The organism is Spirillospora sp. NBC_01491, assembly GCF_036227065.1.
Classification (GTDB): Bacteria; Actinomycetota; Actinomycetes; order Streptosporangiales; family Streptosporangiaceae; genus Spirillospora; species Spirillospora xylanilytica.
This window is the reverse complement of sequence record NZ_CP109432.1, coordinates 2446756-2462017: the sequence shown is the minus strand read 5'-3', so window position 1 is coordinate 2462017 and position 15262 is coordinate 2446756. Positions and strand designations below refer to the sequence as shown.

Sequence of the window (15262 nt, the reverse complement as noted above, 5' to 3'; positions counted from 1 at the left end):
GGGCACAGCGTGGGGGCGGATGTGACACCGGGCGCCGGGCCGACGGAGACGGACGAGTCCGCCGACGAGGTCGCGCACGACACCGTCGAGGCCGCGGTGCGGGCCCAGCTCTCCAAGGCGCTGGGCGGCGTCCGCGGCATGATCGAGGCGGCCGTCCCGACCATCGGCTTCACCGCGACCTACGTGGCCGCCAAGGACGTCAAGCTCGCGGTCGGCATCGGCGTGGGCGCCGCGGTCGTGCTGCTGGTGGTCCGGCTGGTGCAGCGCTCCAGCCCCCAGTTCGTGCTCAACAGCCTCGTCGGCATCGCGATCGCGGCGTTCTTCGCGCTGCGCTCGGGCAAGGCCGAGGACGCCTTCGTCCCGGGCATCCTGCTCAACGCCGCCTACGGCGCCGGGATGCTGCTGTCGATCGTGGTCCGCTGGCCGGTCGTCGGCTTCATCATCGGCTCGGTCACCGGCGACCCGACCGCCTGGCGGTCCGATCCCGGCATCGTCCGGCTGTGCTCCCGGCTGACCTGGCTGCTGCTGGTCCCGTGCGCGCTGCGGGTGCTGGTGCAGTACCCGATCTACCTCGCCGACGGCGACCAGAGCGGCCTGCTCGGCGCCGCCAAGATCGTGATGGGCTGGCCGCTCCAGGTGGCCGCCCTCGCCACGATGGCCTGGATCCTGGCCCGCGGCCGGACCCCGCTCCAGCAGGAGAAGGCGGAGAAGCCGGAGAAGCCGGAATAGCGTCCGGTCATCGGCAGGTCGTAAAGAAACCGTTCAATTCCGCCCGCACCTTCAACACGCGCCCGCGCTGTCACGCGTGCGGAGCCGTCCGCGTCCGGCCTGCCCGCCGTGCCGGGCCCCGCTGTGCCCGCCGTGCGGGCCTGGACGTGCCCGTACGTCCCTCCGAAGTGGTCTGACGCCGCCCATCGCGTATTGGTTCGGAATGTCAATGGCCGTACGTGGTCGCCGTTGAATTCGCGAATTGAGTGGGTGTTTTCCGAAGGATCCGGATAAAGTGCTTTTAGGTGTGCCGGGAAGTCTGGTCGGCGATACGGGATAGCTCTGTCGCCTGGAGGCCGGCTGATGCGTTGCACCGCACCGAACTGCACCGGGGTCGTCGCGGACGGGTACTGCGATGTCTGCGGCCTGCTCGCCGCTTCCGCGGGGAGCCCCGCGCCCCTGGTCTCACCTTCGGCGGTCACCCGTCCGAACGAGGAGAACGCCCCGAGCCGTCCGAACGCCCCGAGCCGTCCGAACGCCCCGAGCCGTCCGAACGCCCCGAGCCGTCCGAACGCCCCGAGCCGTCCGAACGCCCCGAGCTCTGAGAACGCCCCGAGCCCTGAGAACGCCTCCAGCCGTCCGAGCGGCCGCACGGATCCGTCCGCGCCCGGGGCGCCTGGCTCGGGCGGCGGGACCGGTACCGGACGGTATGGGCCCCCCGGGCCGTCCCGGCGCGGGCTGCTCGGGGCCGGCCTGGTCGACATGCCGGCGGTGCCGTACCTCGATCCGACCGAAGCGATCCTGGACGACCCGCAGGTTCCGGAGGCCAAGCGCTTCTGCGGCGGCTGCGAGAGCCCGGTCGGCCGCGGCAAGGACGGTACCCCGGGACGGACGGAGGGGTTCTGCCCCCGCTGCCGTACCCGGTTCGCCTTCCGTCCCAAGCTGGCCGCGGGCGACCGGGTGGGCGGCCAGTACGAGGTGCAGGGCTGCCTGGCGCACGGCGGCCTCGGCTGGATCTACCTGGCCAAGGACCGCAACGTGTCCGACCGGTGGGTGGTGCTCAAGGGCCTGCTCGACTCCGGGGACGCCGACGCGATGGCGGCGGCGGTGGCCGAGCGGCGGTTCCTGGCCGAGGTCGAGCACCCGAACATCGTCAAGATCTACAACTTCGTCCAGCACGACGGCGACGGCTACACCGTCATGGAGTACGTCGGAGGCCGCTCGCTCAAGCAGATCGTGCTCGAGCGGCGCGAGCGGACGGGGGAGTCGCTGCCGCTGCCGCAGGTCCTGGCCTACGGGCTGGAGGCGCTGCGGGCGCTCGGCCACCTGCACGAGCGGGGCCTGCTGTACTGCGACTTCAAGCCCGACAACGCGATCCAGACCGGGGAGCAGCTCCGGCTGATCGACCTCGGCGGGGTGCGGCACGCCGGCGACCCCGATGGCGCGATCTACGGCACCATCGGGTACCAGGCCCCCGAGATCGCCGACGAGGGCCCCTCACCGAGCTCGGACCTGTACACGGTGGCCCGGACGATGGCCGTGCTGAGCTTCGAGTTCACCGGGTTCACCGGGACGTTCCGGCACTCGCTGCCCGCCCCGGCGCGGGTGCCGCTGCTGGCGGAGTTCGAGTCGTTCGACCGGCTGCTGCGGCGGGCAACGCACGCCGAGCCCGCCGAGCGCTTCCAGACGGCCGCCGAGATGGCCGACCAGCTCATGGGGGTGCTGCGCGAGGTCCTCGCCGTGGAGGACGGGCGGGCGCGGCCGGGGGAGTCGGCCTGGTTCGGGCCCGAGCCGCGGATCACCGGGAATCCCGTCAGCAGGCCCGCGGACGCCGCGCGGCTGGCCGACCGGCTGCCGCTGCCGCTGGCCGACGACCAGGACCCGGCGGCCGGATACCTGGCGGGCCTGTCCGAGGCGACCCCCGCGGCGCTCCTCGCGGCGCTGGCCAAGCCGCGCGTGTCGTCGGTGGAGGTCGACCTGGCGCTCGTGCGCGCGCACATCGCGTTCGGGAACCGCAAGGACGCGCAGACGCTGCTGGCCGGGCTGGGCGACGACTGGCGGGCCGACTGGTACCGGGCGCTGCTCGCCCTGGCCGAGGGCGACGTCGAGAGGGCCGCGGACCTCTTCGGGGTGCTGCGCGACCGGCTGCCGGGGGAGGCCGCCCCCAAGCTCGCCCTCGGGCTGTGCGCCGAGGCCCGCGGTCTGCACGCGCAGGCCGAACGGTACCTGGAGGCGGTGTGGCGCACCGACCACTCCTACATCGGCGCGGCGTTCGCCCTGGCCCGGGTCCGGTCGGCGCGCGGGCACCGGGCGAGCGCGGTGCGCGCCCTGCGGTCGGTGCCCGCCACGTCGCGGCACCACACCGACGCCCAGGTGGCCGCGATCATCGCCGTCCTCAAGGCCCGGCGGCCGGACGGGCCGCGGCCCGAGGAGCTGATCGACTGCGGGACGCGGCTGGAGTCGCTGACCATCGCCGCCGACTGGCACGGGCGCCTCGCCGTCCTCCTCCTGGAGACCGCGCTCGACCTGCTGCTCTCCCCGTCCGGGACGGGCCCGGCGACGTTCCCGGCCGGGGCGGCCGTGCTCGGGGTGCCGCTGACCGAACGGGATCTGCGGCGCGGCCTGGAACGCCTCTACCGCCGGCTGGGCCGGCTCGCCGAGACCAGGGCCGAGCGGGTGGCGCTGGCCGAGCGCGCCAACACCGTCCGGCCGACCACGCTGATCTGACCACGGAAGGGACGCCCGCCGATGACGATGATCGCTCAGGGGAGCGAGCTGGAGCTTCCGAGCCCGGTCCCGGCGGCGGCCCGGCGCCGCTCCTCGCCCCGCGACTGGAGCACCCCCACCTGGCTGCGGGGGCTGACCGCGGCGGTGCTGCTCCTGGCCGTCGCGCTCGGCGCGGCCGTCACCCTCGGGGCGGCCGACCTGCGCGGCGGCGTGCGGCTGATCGGCCGCGACACCGCGCCGCAGGTCACCGCCGCGGCCGATCTGAGCCTCCAGCTCACCGAGATGGACGCCCAGCTCGCGAACGTGGTGCTCGTCGGCAAGGAGGGGGCCGGGGACGGACGGAGCGCGTTCGTCCAGCGCTTCGATGCGGCCCGCCGGCGCGCGGCCGGCGACCTCCAGCAGGCCGCGGTCTCCCGCGATCCCGCCGTCCGCCGCGAGCTGGGCTCGACGCTGGAGGTGTTCGGCCGCTACCAGCAGGTCGCCGGGCAGGTCCTCTACGTCGACAAGGAGGCCGCCCACCCCGTCGCCGCCGCGCCGGAACAGGTGCTGCGGAAGTACCGCGAGGCGACCGACCTGCTCGAGGTGGAGGCCCTCCCGGCCGCCGACCGGCTCACGGGCGCCCACCGCGCCGTCCTGGACCGGGCCCGGCGGGGGCAGACCGGCGCCGCGATCGAGGCCAGGTCGCTGGTCCTCGTCCTCGGGACCGGGCTGGTCGCCGCCCTCGGCTGGCTCCAGCTGCTGCTCTACCGCAGGCACCACCGGCTGATCAACCCGGCCGTGCTGCTCGCCACCGTCGCGGCGCTCGCGCTGGTGGTGCCGGGCGCGCGGCTGTTCTGGTCAGAGGAGGCGCGGGCGCGGGACGGGGCGGCGCTCGACTCGGTGCTCGACCTGGCGCAGGCGCGGGCGATCAGCCGGGACGCCAACGCCGACGCGAGCCGCTTCATCGGCGACGAGTTCCGCCGGGACCAGTACCTTCAGTCGTTCTTCGCCAGATCCCAGATCCTGGTGGAGGTGCCCGGCGCGAAGCCCGACAGCTACGCCTCCGACCTCGCCACCTTGTACCAGTCGTACGGGATGTTCCTGGGCGTCCTCGGCACGACGCAGCTTCCGGACAAGGAGCCGCGTGCCGGGCAGACGCTCCCCAAGGTGCTCGCCTACCAGAAGTCCGTCGCGGCCATGCGCGTCATGGTGCGCAAGGGCCGGCTGGACAAGGCCGCCCAGGTCACCACCGGATACAAGCCGGTCGAGGCCAACTACGACTTCGAGCGGTACGACCGGCTGCTGGCGGGCTTCCAGGACGCCGACCGCCGCGCCTATGAACGCCACATGGCCGGCGGCTCGCGGACGCTGGGCGGCTGGACGGTGTTCCCGGGGGCGGCCGTCGTCGTCGTGTCCGCCCTGGTGATCATCGGTATCCGCCCCCGGCTGGCCGAGTTCCGCTGAAGCGCGTCGGGGCGCCGCGCGCCGTCCGTCCAGCGCCGTCCGTCCAGCGCGCGGCCGGACGGACGGCATCCGGCGCCGCGCCAGGGATCAGTGCCCGCCGAGGAGCTCGGCGAGCTCGTCCTCCACGTCCTGGACGGCCACGAACATCAGCTCGTCGCCGGGCTCCAGCGTGTCGTCGGGGGTCGGGACCAGGACCCGGCCCTCCCGCAGGATCGCCACCAGGGCGGTGTCGCGCGGCCACGCCACCGACCCGACCCGCTCGCCGCCGAGCGGCGCGTCCTCGGGCAGGGTCAGCTCGACGAGGTTGGCCTCGCCCTGCCGGAAGGTCATCAGCCGGACCAGATCGCCGACGCTCACCGCCTCCTCGACCAGCGCCGACAGCAGTCGCGGGGTGGACACCGCCACGTCCACGCCCCACGACTCGTTGAACAGCCACTCGTTCTTGGGGTGGTTGATCCGCGCCACCACCCGCGGCACCCCGTACTCGGTCTTGGCCAGCAGCGACACCACCAGGTTGACCTTGTCGTCGCCGGACGAGGCGACCACCACCTGGCAGCGCTCCAGGGCCGCGTCGTCGAGCGCCGCGATCTCGCAGGCGTCGGCCAGCAGCCACTCGGCCCGCGGCACCATCTCGACCTTGATGGCCTTGGGGCTCTTGTCGATCAGGAGCACCTCGTGCCCGTTCTCCAGCAGTTCCTGGGCGATGGACCGGCCCACCGCGCCGGCCCCGGCGATCGCGACCCGCATCAGGCGTCTCCCTCGTTCCGCGCGGCGACCGCGGCGTTGACCCGCTCGAGATCGTCGGCGCGGGCCATGATGTGCACGATGTCCCCGTCCTGGATCACCGAGCCGGGCTGCGGCACCAGCGCCTCGCCCATCCGGGACAGGAACGCGACCCGGGTCCCGGCGGCCTCCTCCAGCGCGGTGACCTTCTCGCCCACCCACCGCTGGCCGCCGTCGAGCTCGGCCAGCACCACCGCGCCGGTCGGGTCCCGCCACAGCGGCTCGGCGCCCTCGGGGAGCAGCCGGCGCAGGATCTGGTCGGCCGTCCAGCGGACCGTCGCGACCGTCGGGATGCCCAGCCGCTGGTAGACCTCCGCGCGGCGCGGATCGTAGATGCGGGCCACCACGTTGTCGACGCCGAACGTCTCGCGGGCGACCCGCGCCGAGATGATGTTGGAGTTGTCGCCGCTGCTCACCGCCACGAACGCGGACGCCTGCTCGATCCCGGCCTCGGCGATCACGTCCCGGTCGAACCCGAATCCGGTGATCCGCCGGCCGCGGAACCCGCTGCGCAGCCGGCGGAACGCCTCGGGGCTCTGGTCGATGATGGCGACCGAATGACCCTTGTCCTCAAGAATGTGGGCGAGCGTCGACCCGACGCGCCCGCACCCCATGATCACGATATGCACGGCGGTTCCTTCTTCGAATGATCCCTTGCCGGGCAGCAAAGCTACACATCAGCCCAGGCAAGTACTACCCAACCAGCATCGACCCAGCCGCGCGGACCGGTTCCCGGGGAGGGGAGCCGCGCCCCGCCCCGGCCGCGTCCGGGCACCGTCCGCCCCACGGGCTAGAGTCTCGTCCGTGTCAAAGGCTCCGGACCTTGTGAAGCGGGTGCTTCTGGGACGCGCTCTGCGCAGCGCCCAGCAGCACGAGCAGCTTCTCCCCAAGCGCATCGCGCTGCCCGTGTTCGCCAGCGACGCGCTGTCGTCGGTGGCGTACGCGCCCCAGGAGATCCTGCTGGCCCTCGGGGCCGGCGGGCTCGTCATGTACCAGTACACCCCGTGGGTGGCCGCGGCCGTCGTGGTGATCCTCCTCACCGTCGTCGCCTCCTACCGGCAGAACGTCCGGGCCTACCAGAGCGGCGGCGGCGACTTCGAGGTCGCCACCGAGAACCTCGGCTCCAACTGGGGCGTGCTCGTCGCCAGCGCGCTGCTGGTCGACTACGTCCTGACCGTCGCGGTGTCGGTCTCGTCCGGTGTCGAGAACATCGGCGCCCTGCTGAAGTTCCTCCAGCCGCACGAGGTCGCGGTCGCGCTGGTGATCCTGGTGCTGCTGACCCTCGGCAACCTGCGCGGGCTCAAGGAGGCCGGGGTCGCCTTCGCCATCCCGACCTACCTGTTCATGTTCGCGATCGGCAGCATGCTGCTGTGGGGCGTGCTGCGGTTGCTCACCGGGGCCGAACTCCAGGCCGAGACCGCCGACTTCGAGATCCGCGGCGAGGAGATGGGCGTCGGCGGGTTCGCGCTGGTGTTCCTGCTGCTGCGCGCCTTCTCGTCCGGCTGTGCCGCGCTCACCGGGGTCGAGGCGATCAGCAACGGGGTGCCGGCGTTCAAGAAGCCCAAGGGCGAGAACGCCGCCCGCACCCTGCTGGCGCTCGGCGTGGTGGCGATGACGATGTTCGGCGGCGTCACCGCGTTCGCCTTCATCACCGACGCCAAGTTCGCCGAGCCCGACCAGGGCAGCCACCTGGTCGACCCGTCCACCGGCCGCGAGGTCGTCGACTCCGACCCGGTCATCGCGCAGGTCGCGCACACCGTGTTCAGCAACTTCACCCCCGGGTTCGCGCTGGTCGCGGTGATGACCGCGCTGATCCTCTTCCTGGCCGCCAACACCGCCTTCAACGGCTTCCCGGTGCTCGGCTCGGTGCTCGCGCAGAACCGCTACCTGCCCCGCCAGCTCCACACCCGCGGCGACCGGCTGGCCTTCAGCAACGGCATCATCATCCTGGCCACCATGGCGGGGCTGCTGATCTACGCCTACGACGCGTCGGTCAGCCGGCTGATCCCGCTCTACACCGTCGGCGTGTTCGTCTCGTTCACCGTCAGCCAGGTCGGCATGGTCCGGCACTGGAACCGGCTGCTCGCCACCGAGGACGACCCGGCGCAGCGCCGCCGGATGCGCACCTCCCGGGGCATCAACGCGTTCGGCGCGATGCTGACCGGCGTGGTGCTGGTCGTGGTGCTGATCACCAAGTTCGCGCTCGGCGCCTACATCGTGTGCATCGCGATGCCGCTGCTGTTCCTGCTGATGAAGGCGATCCGGCGGCACTACGACCGGGTGGCGGACGAGCTGGTGCCGACCGGCGAGGACGTCCAGCTGCCCGCCCGCAACCACGCGATCGTGCTCGTCTCCAAGATCCACAAGCCGACGCTGCGCGCGCTGGCCTACGCCCGCGCCACCCGCCCGTCCACCCTGGAGGCGGTCAGCGTCGCGGTGGACGCCGAGGAGTCCCAGCGCCTCCAGGGCGAATGGGACGCCCTCGACGTGCCCGTCCCGCTCAAGATCCTCGACTCGCCGTACCGGGAGATCACCCGGCCCGTCCTGGAGTACGTCAAGAGCGTGCGCCGCCGCAGCCCCCGCGACGTGGTCACCGTGTTCATCCCCGAGTACGTCGTCGGGCACTGGTGGGAGCACCTCCTGCACAACCAGAGCGCCCTGCGGCTCAAGGGCCGGCTGCTGTTCCAACCCGGCGTCATGGTGACCAGCGTCGCCTGGCAGCTCCACTCGTCCGACCGGCTCAAGGGCCGGGTGGAGCCGCCCGGCCCCGGTGCGTCCCGCCGCCCGCCCCGGCACGGCCCCGACCGGGACGATGCACCCGCCGGTGGCGGTAGTGTTTCGGAACGTGACAGCTGATCTCGGACTCGACGACCTTCTCGAACTGGAGGTCGGCAACGTCGCCAACGGCGGATTCTGCGTGGCCAGGCATGAGGGCCGGGTGGTCTTCGTCCGGCACGCGCTCCCCGGCGAGCGGGTCCGCGCCCGCGTCACCGACGTGACCAAGAGCTTCCTGCGGGCCGACGCCGAGGAGATCCTCCAGGCGTCCCCCGACCGCGTCGTCCCGCCCTGCCCGTTCGCGGGCCCCGGCCGCTGCGGCGGCTGCGACTGGCAGCACGCGTCCCTGCCCGCCCAGCGGGCGCTCAAGGCCGCCGTGATCGAGGAGCAGCTCCAGCGCCTGGCGGGCATCACCCGCGAGGTCGTCGTCGAGGAGGTGCCCTACCCGGCCTCCGACGAGTTCACCCCGGGCCCCGGCCTCGGCTGGCGCACCCGCGTCCAGTTCGCCGTCGAGGACGGCACCGTCGGCCTCCGCCGGCACCGCTCGCACGACCTCGAGCCCGTCGACGAGTGCCTCATCGCCCACCCCGGCGTCGAGGCGATGGGCATCGAGCACAAGCGCTGGCCCGGCGCGTCCGGCGTCGAGGGCGTCGTGTCCGCCGCCACCGGCGACCGCCTGGTGGTCCTCCGCGGCCGGGACCGCCGCAAGATCCGGGTGCCTCACCTCGACGTGCCCGTCCGCCTCGTCCGCGGCAAGCCCGAGCCCGGGGCCAACCTCCCCTACGTCCGCGAGGAGGTCTCCGGCCGGCTGTTCCAGGTCAGCGGCAGCGGCTTCTGGCAGGTCCATCCCGGTGCCGCCCAGCTCCTCGCCGACGCCGTCCTCCAGGCGCTCGAGCCCAAGCCCGGCGACATCGCCCTCGACCTGTACTGCGGCGTCGGCCTGTTCGCCGGCGTGCTGGCCGACCGCATCGGCCCCGACGGCCTCGTCGTCGGCGTCGAGTCCGACGGCCAGGCCGTCCGCGACGCCAAGTTCAACCTGCGCGACCTGCCCCACGTCGCGATCGAGCGCGGCCCGGTCGAGCAGGTCGTCGCCGACCTGGAGTTCGGCCGCGCCGACGGCTCCGGGCGCTCGCAGAACAAGCGCGGCGGCACCGGCCACCAGGGCGGCGCCCGCGTCCGCCGCGCCGACGTGGTCGTCCTCGACCCGCCCCGTACCGGTGCCGGCCGCGGCGTCGTCGACCAGATCACCCGCATCGCCGGCCGCAAGATCGCCTACGTCTCCTGCGACCCCGCCACCCTCGCCCGCGACCTGGCCTACTTCAGCGAGCGCGGCTGGACCCTGGAGTCCCTCCGCGCCTTCGACGCCTTCCCGATGACCCAGCACGTAGAGGTCCTGGCCACTCTGGTCAGAGGCTAGACCCGCCGCCTGCCCCGACCGTTCGAGGCAGTCCTCACGTCACCCTGCGCCTCGGTATTTCAAGATCACCGCACATGAGGTGCGCACGAAACCGGCACTGAACCGGCCTCAACGACCCTGGCCAGTCGTCCGCGCTACCGGCACCTATTTACCATTTTCAATCTCTATAGGCGTTTTGTCCCCTGAGTTCCGGTCATGCCAAGAGAAACACCGGGCACGGGGGACGCGCTGAAGTGTGGCACCGGGCCGGGTGACGTCAGCACTGCCGCTTTACAGGGCGGCTGTGCCTTCGGCGAGGCGAAGTGGTGATGATGACTGATATCGACGACAAGCCGCGGACTCCGACCGACCTTCCCATCGACCAGCTCAAGGAGGCCGGTCAGGACGTAGTGCAGGCGCTGATGGTCAAGGCGCTTCAGTCCGCCACCGGCAAGGTCCAGGGCCTGACCGAGCGGCTCACGGACAGTAACGGTGACAGCGGCACCGGCACGAAGGCGGCCGTCAGCGGGGCCAAGGAGCTCGCCAAGGGCAAGTCGCCCCTCAAGGCCGGTCTCCACGCCGGGATGACCGGCGCGAAGGACAAGGCCAAGGGAGCGCTGAGCCCGGGTGGCGACAAGGGGGGCGGCGGTGGCAACACCGGCTCCAGCAACGCCAAGGTCATCAACATCGTCGAGGAGTTCGACGTGGGACTCCCGCTCCGCGTGACCTACGACCAGTGGACCCGGTTCGCCGACTATCCGAAGTTCACCAGCAAGGTGGAGACCGTCGAGCAGGAGTCGGACGAGAAGCTCACCTGGCGGGCCCGGATCTTCATGTCGCACCGGAGCTGGCAGGCCACGATCGTGGAGCAGGTCCCCGACGACCGGATCGTCTGGAAGTCGGAGGGCGACAAGGGGTACGTCGACGGCGCGGTCACCTTCCACGAGATCGCCCCCACCCTGACGCGGGTGCTGCTGGTGGCCGAGTACCACCCGGACGGGTTCGTTGAGAAGACCGCGAACCTCTGGCGCGCCCAGGGACGCCGGCTCCGGCTGGACTTCAAGCACATCAAGCGGCACATGATGACCCAGGCGATCCTGGAGCAGGGCGAAACCGAGGGCTGGCGCGGCGAGATCCGCGACAGCGAGGTCGTCAAGACGCACGACGACGCGGTCAAGGAGGAAGAGGAGAAGAAGAAGGCGGACGAGGGCTCCGATTCCAAGGATCGCGCGGAGGACGGCCCGAAGGACCGCGCGGAGAGCGAGGGTCGTGCGGGGGACGGACCGGAGGATCGTTCGCAGGACGGCGACAGCGGGAAGCCCGACGCGGACTAGCCGTTCCATCAGTCGACTGACCTGGGCGTTTTTCCCTATGGGGACAGGGGTAGCGGCCTGGGAGAGCGTGCGAAGCGCATCGTCGCGATCGAGGTCAGCGCCAGCGCAGGGGGAGCCATGGACGAGAACGGGTCTGAGAGGACCGCCCGATACAACGGAGATGTACGCGCGGTGGACACACCCGCGCAGACCATCGCGGCGGAAGAACGGCCGACGGCCGGCGAGGGGCCGGACGTCCACCTCAACGTTCCGCTGCTGAAGGTCGACGAGATCTCCCTGGAGGTCGAGAATCTGGACGCGCATGTGGCGCTCGGCGCCAGGGTGCTCGACATGCTCAAGCTGAACGTCGGCGCGGACGTGTACCTCGGCAAGGTGAACCTCCAGATCAAGGGCGTCGAGGCGCAGGCGCTTCTCCAGGTCCGCCTCGACAACGTGGCGGTCATCGTCGACCGGGTACTGACCACGCTCGACCGAAACCCCGAGATCCTCCAGCACATCGGCCGCGGCGTGGAGGAGGCGGCCCACGGCGCAGGCAAGGCGGTCAGCGAGGTCGGCAGGGGCGCCGGCGGAGCCGTCGAGGACGTCGGCCGGGGCGCGGGGCATGCCGTCGAGGACGTCGGGGAAGGTGCCGGCGGAGCCGTCCAGCAGATCGGTGAGGGTGCCGGCGGCGCGGTCGAGGATGTTGGTAAGGGCGCCGGCGGCGCGGTCGAGGATGTTGGTAAGGGCGCCGGCGGCGCGGTCCAGGACGTTGGTAAGGGCGCTGGGCAGGCTGCCGGAAGCGTCGGCGAGGGTGCTGGGCAGGCAGTCGGGGCGGCCGGGGAGGGTGCTGGGCAGGCCGCTGGGAGCGTCGGGGAGCAAGCCGGGCAAGTCGCAGGGAATGGCGGCTCCCTTGTCAGCGGCGCCACCGAGAAGGCGGGCAAGGCAGTCGATGGTGCCGCGCCGGAGGTAGATCGCGTCGCAGATGGTGCCGGGGAGACGGTCGACAAGACCGCAGGCGGGGCTAAGGGCGAGCCTGCCGAGGCCACGGAGCGGCAGGATTCCGACAAGCCGGAGTCCGGCAAGCAGGGCTCCGACGAGGCCGGAGATGACGGGGAGCCGGATCAGAGGAGCGAGGGCTCACCTTCGAATGAAGAGGGGGAGCATGAGAGCAGCACGATCCAGGGCGCCCTCCGCGAGACCGAGGATTCCCTTCGCGACCTGATGCGGGCGTTGTTGCAGGCTACGTCCCGGCCGGGAAAGTAGGCGATCATGAGCGGAAAGCGCCCGGGGCCGGAGCTCCGGCGGTCGGCCGAGATTCTTTTCGAGGCGACGATCAAGGCCGACGAACTCCGGTTCGACGAGACTCCCGAGAACGCCGTCGAGTTCACCGGGGACGCCGACGGCGAGTCGTCGTCCGGCAGCGTGAGAGAGGGGCTGCCGGACAATGTGAGGAAGGACGTCACCTACCGGGACGTGAGGATCGACTACGCGATCGCCGCGAAACTGAGGCCCGGTCCAGACGGCCCAGGTGACGGGGAGACCTCATGATCGGGGGCTGTGGCCACCGGCGACGACGAGTCCGGGCCCGCTGACTCCGCGACGGGATCCCTGCCCGTGCACGGAGCCCGCGCCACCGTCGCCCCGGACGGCGTGATCCACCTGCGTAGAGGGTCCTGGACGGCCACCCTCGCCTGATCCGCCACGGCCCTGGGAGCCCATGCTCGCCTCCGGGGCCGTGGCGTCGGCCAAGACCGCGAGGCGGCGCGCGAGCCGGGCGAGAGGGCCATGCCTTGAGTGTGGACAGTGCGGGAAATGCCTGGTCACAGAGGGACGTCACCGTGGCGGGCAGTGCCACGTACCCCAATCGTGACTCAATGTACCTGTCCTATCACTCTCCGAAATCATCTGGAGGAGACATGTCCGAGTCCTTCGAGCCCGGGCCTGACCGATCGGCGAACATCGCGGGCCGCCCCCGGCCTACTAGACCGGGGCGGCCCGCCCCCGTTGTCGGGCCCGAACGGCCGGCGTGGACGGTGGTTCGGACGGTGCGCAGCAAGGGCCCTGCTCAAGAGAGGGGCTGCCGGTTCTGGGGGACGGTCTGGATCCGGGCGGTGGCGGTCGCGACGGCTACCGGACGGTCGTCTTGGCCGATCAGTTCGCCGGAGAGGAAGCAGATCTCCCTGCCGCGCTGCACGATCCGTCCGCGGCCCAGGAGCCGTCCGGGGCGGGCGGGGCGAAGGTACTGCACGTGGAGATCGAGAGTGGGCGCGAACCGGTCTTCCGGCAACGTCGCGACGAGGGCGGGGCCCAAGGTGTCGTCGAGCATCGCGGCCAGGAACCCTCCCTGGATCGCGCCGACGGGGTTCGCGAACTGCCCGCTCGCCTGGAAGGCCACCTCGATCGTGCCCTGCTCGGGGTCCACCGCGACCAGCTCCCAGCCGAGGAGCTTCGCTGCGGGTGGAGGGGGGACCCGTCCTGCCTGCACGTCCCAGAAGAGTCCGCGCCGTTGCGTTTCCATGGGCCAATTGAACAGGTCGCCACTGACAGTCACACGGACGCCTGTCGTGGCTGAAGGGTGACAGCCGCCTACTTGTGCGGACGTCCCCGGCATTTTGCCGGACGGGTCGCGGGTGCGGTGGCCGCTCGGAGTTGTTCGTGGGCCGGATTCCGCCTGGCTCGGCGATGCTGAGCGGGGGCGGTTGTTCAGGGTGGCGGGGTGGTGGGCAGGGTGTCTTTTATGAGGCTTCTGGTGTTGGGCGGGACGGAATTCGTCGGGCGGGCCGTGACCGAGGAGGCGGTGGCACGGGGGTGGGACGTGACCGTGTTCAACCGTGGACGCCACGCGGTGCCCGACGGGGTCGTCGCGCTCAGGGGGGACCGCACCCGCGCGGACGGCCTGGCGGCGCTCGAACTGGGCGTGTGGGACGTCGTCGTCGACACGTGGTCCGGCGCGCCCTGGGCCGTGCGCGAGTCGGCCGAGCGGCTGAGCGCGCGGGCCGGCCGGTACGTCTACATCTCCAGCCGGTCGGTGTACGAGGCGCCCGCCCCGCGGGGGCTCGCCGAGGACGGGCCCGTGGTGGGCGGGTCGCCCGACGCCCGCGACGCCGAGTACGCCGAGGCGAAGCGCGGGGGAGAGCTCGCGGCGCTGGCCGCGTTCGGGGAGCGGGCGCTGCTGGCCCGCGCCGGGCTGATCCTCGGCCCGTACGAGAACATCGGGCGGCTGCCCTGGTGGCTGTCGCGGATCGCGCGGGGCGGGACGGTGCTGGCGCCCGGGCCCGAGGATCTGCCCTTGCAGTACATCGATGCGCGCGACCTGGCCCGCTGGGTGCTGGACGCGGAGGGGCTGGGCGGCCCGTTCAACGTGGTGAGCCCGCCCGGCCACGCGACGATGGGCCGGCTGCTGGAAGCGTGCGTGGACGTCACCGGCGTCGATGCCGAGCTGCGCTGGACGGCCCCGGAGACCCTTCTCGCGGCGGGCATCGAGCCATGGACCGAGCTTCCGATCTGGCTGCCGCCGGGGGAGCTCTATGACACGCTCCACCAGGGGGACGCGTCGAAGGCGCAGGCCCATGGGCTGCGGTGCCGTCCGGTCGAGGAGACCGTCGCCGACACCTGGGCCTGGCTGCGCAGCCTGGACGGGCAGGTGCCGCATCGCGCCGACCGCGAGGTGGTCGGGCTCGCCCCGGACCGGGAGGCCGCGGTGCTCAGCGGCTGAGGAGCGTGGTCAGCAGGCCGATCGCCACGGAGGCGGTGGCCGCCAGCAGCGAGAGCAGCGCCACGGTGTGCCGGAAGCGGTTGTCGAGCTGGCCGCGGGTGACCTGGTCGCGTTCGGCGGCGCCGACGCGATCCTCCAGCTCGCCGATCTCGCGGGCCTGGTCGGCGACCTGGCGTTCGTGGAGCTCGTCGCGCTGGCCGAGCAGCGCGATCCGGCCTTCGAGGCCCGCGAGCCTGACCTCGATGCCGCGGCGCAGTTCCGCCAGCGCCAGCTCCAGGGTGATCGGTCCTTTCTCAGTCACGGTTACCCGCCCCTTCGTGTACGCCGGGGCTGCGCCGGGGGACCTGGGAGGAGGCCCGTATCGGCGGACCCACCGGCCACGATAGGAACCTATCAGTAATA

14 protein-coding genes are annotated in these 15262 nt (G+C 72.1%); 10 read left to right on the top strand and 4 right to left on the bottom strand.

All coding sequences use genetic code 11. From position 1 onward, the window contains the following. Positions 1 to 9: 9 nt before the first annotated feature. The 3 genes from OHA34_RS11630 (at position 10) to OHA34_RS11620 (ending at position 4878) form a co-directional block, all read left to right on the top strand. Positions 10 to 729, top strand: coding sequence for a DUF3159 domain-containing protein (locus OHA34_RS11630; RefSeq protein ID WP_285941133.1), 720 nt, complete (start codon positions 10 to 12; stop codon positions 727 to 729). Between the two features lie 342 nt (positions 730 to 1071). Then, the gene (locus tag OHA34_RS11625) at positions 1072 to 3435 is read left to right on the top strand and encodes a serine/threonine-protein kinase (RefSeq protein WP_329521599.1); all 2364 of its coding nucleotides are present in this window, start codon (positions 1072 to 1074) and stop codon (positions 3433 to 3435) included. Positions 3436 to 3456: 21 nt separating this feature from the next. Beyond that, positions 3457 to 4878, top strand: coding sequence for a hypothetical protein (locus OHA34_RS11620; RefSeq protein ID WP_285941131.1), 1422 nt, complete (start codon positions 3457 to 3459; stop codon positions 4876 to 4878). 87 nt (positions 4879 to 4965) lie between these two features. On the opposite strand, the gene OHA34_RS11615 is transcribed toward OHA34_RS11620, so the two are convergent. Together OHA34_RS11615 and OHA34_RS11610 are read right to left on the bottom strand one after the other, a co-directional pair. Then, positions 4966 to 5625, bottom strand: coding sequence for a potassium channel family protein (locus OHA34_RS11615; RefSeq protein WP_285941130.1), 660 nt, complete (start codon positions 5623 to 5625; stop codon positions 4966 to 4968). After that, complete coding sequence (locus tag OHA34_RS11610) at positions 5625 to 6290, bottom strand: potassium channel family protein (protein WP_285941129.1); 666 nt, start codon at positions 6288 to 6290, stop codon at positions 5625 to 5627. Before OHA34_RS11610 ends, OHA34_RS11615 begins: the two co-directional genes overlap by 1 nt. A 175-nt stretch (positions 6291 to 6465) precedes the next feature. On the opposite strand from OHA34_RS11610, the gene OHA34_RS11605 reads away from it, so the two are divergent. The 6 genes from OHA34_RS11605 (at position 6466) to OHA34_RS11580 (ending at position 12840) form a co-directional block, all read left to right on the top strand. Further along, positions 6466 to 8517 carry an APC family permease gene (locus OHA34_RS11605; RefSeq protein WP_285941128.1) on the top strand — a complete coding sequence of 684 codons (2052 nt, stop codon included), beginning with the start codon at positions 6466 to 6468 and terminating at the stop codon, positions 8515 to 8517. Next, positions 8507 to 9853, top strand: coding sequence for a class I SAM-dependent RNA methyltransferase (locus OHA34_RS11600; protein WP_285941127.1), 1347 nt, complete (start codon positions 8507 to 8509; stop codon positions 9851 to 9853). The genes OHA34_RS11605 and OHA34_RS11600 overlap by 11 nt, the downstream gene beginning before the upstream one ends. A 311-nt stretch (positions 9854 to 10164) precedes the next feature. Further along, a complete protein-coding gene (locus OHA34_RS11595) occupies positions 10165 to 11166 on the top strand; it encodes an SRPBCC family protein (protein WP_329521598.1) in 1002 nt (333 codons plus the stop codon). Between the two features lie 117 nt (positions 11167 to 11283). Beyond that, positions 11284 to 12408: a hypothetical protein gene (locus OHA34_RS11590; RefSeq protein WP_285941126.1), complete on the top strand. Its 1125-nt coding sequence runs from the start codon at positions 11284 to 11286 to the stop codon at positions 12406 to 12408. Positions 12409 to 12414: 6 nt separating this feature from the next. Continuing rightward, positions 12415 to 12693 carry a hypothetical protein gene (locus OHA34_RS11585; protein WP_285941125.1) on the top strand — a complete coding sequence of 93 codons (279 nt, stop codon included), beginning with the start codon at positions 12415 to 12417 and terminating at the stop codon, positions 12691 to 12693. 9 nt (positions 12694 to 12702) lie between these two features. Then, a complete protein-coding gene (locus OHA34_RS11580; RefSeq protein WP_285941124.1) occupies positions 12703 to 12840 on the top strand; it encodes a hypothetical protein in 138 nt (45 codons plus the stop codon). A gap of 370 nt (positions 12841 to 13210) precedes the next feature. On the opposite strand, the gene OHA34_RS11575 is transcribed toward OHA34_RS11580, so the two are convergent. Further along, positions 13211 to 13663, bottom strand: a complete 453-nt coding sequence (locus OHA34_RS11575) for a PaaI family thioesterase (RefSeq protein WP_329521597.1) — start codon at positions 13661 to 13663, stop codon at positions 13211 to 13213. 219 nt (positions 13664 to 13882) lie between these two features. On the opposite strand from OHA34_RS11575, the gene OHA34_RS11570 reads away from it, so the two are divergent. Continuing rightward, complete coding sequence (locus OHA34_RS11570; protein WP_285941122.1) at positions 13883 to 14860, top strand: NAD-dependent epimerase/dehydratase family protein; 978 nt, start codon at positions 13883 to 13885, stop codon at positions 14858 to 14860. Here OHA34_RS11570 and OHA34_RS11565 read toward each other — a convergent pair. Continuing rightward, positions 14850 to 15161 carry a hypothetical protein gene (locus tag OHA34_RS11565; protein WP_285941121.1) on the bottom strand — a complete coding sequence of 104 codons (312 nt, stop codon included), beginning with the start codon at positions 15159 to 15161 and terminating at the stop codon, positions 14850 to 14852. The genes OHA34_RS11570 and OHA34_RS11565 overlap by 11 nt on opposite strands. Positions 15162 to 15262: the final 101 nt, after the last annotated feature.

Bases quoted from the DNA above. Each gene is read 5' to 3' on its own strand.
- OHA34_RS11570 (WP_285941122.1), top strand. From the start codon at position 13,883: ATGAGGCTTCTGGTGTTGGGCGGGACGGAATTCGTCGGGCGGGCCGTG.
- OHA34_RS11590 (WP_285941126.1), top strand. From the start codon at position 11,284: ATGGACGAGAACGGGTCTGAGAGGACCGCCCGATACAACGGAGATGTA.
- OHA34_RS11625 (WP_329521599.1), top strand. From the start codon at position 1,072: ATGCGTTGCACCGCACCGAACTGCACCGGGGTCGTCGCGGACGGGTAC.
- OHA34_RS11615 (WP_285941130.1), bottom strand. From the start codon at position 5,625: ATGCGGGTCGCGATCGCCGGGGCCGGCGCGGTGGGCCGGTCCATCGCC.
- OHA34_RS11620 (WP_285941131.1), top strand. From the start codon at position 3,457: ATGACGATGATCGCTCAGGGGAGCGAGCTGGAGCTTCCGAGCCCGGTC.
- OHA34_RS11585 (WP_285941125.1), top strand. From the start codon at position 12,415: ATGAGCGGAAAGCGCCCGGGGCCGGAGCTCCGGCGGTCGGCCGAGATT.
- OHA34_RS11575 (WP_329521597.1), bottom strand. From the start codon at position 13,663: ATGGAAACGCAACGGCGCGGACTCTTCTGGGACGTGCAGGCAGGACGG.
- OHA34_RS11595 (WP_329521598.1), top strand. From the start codon at position 10,165: ATGACTGATATCGACGACAAGCCGCGGACTCCGACCGACCTTCCCATC.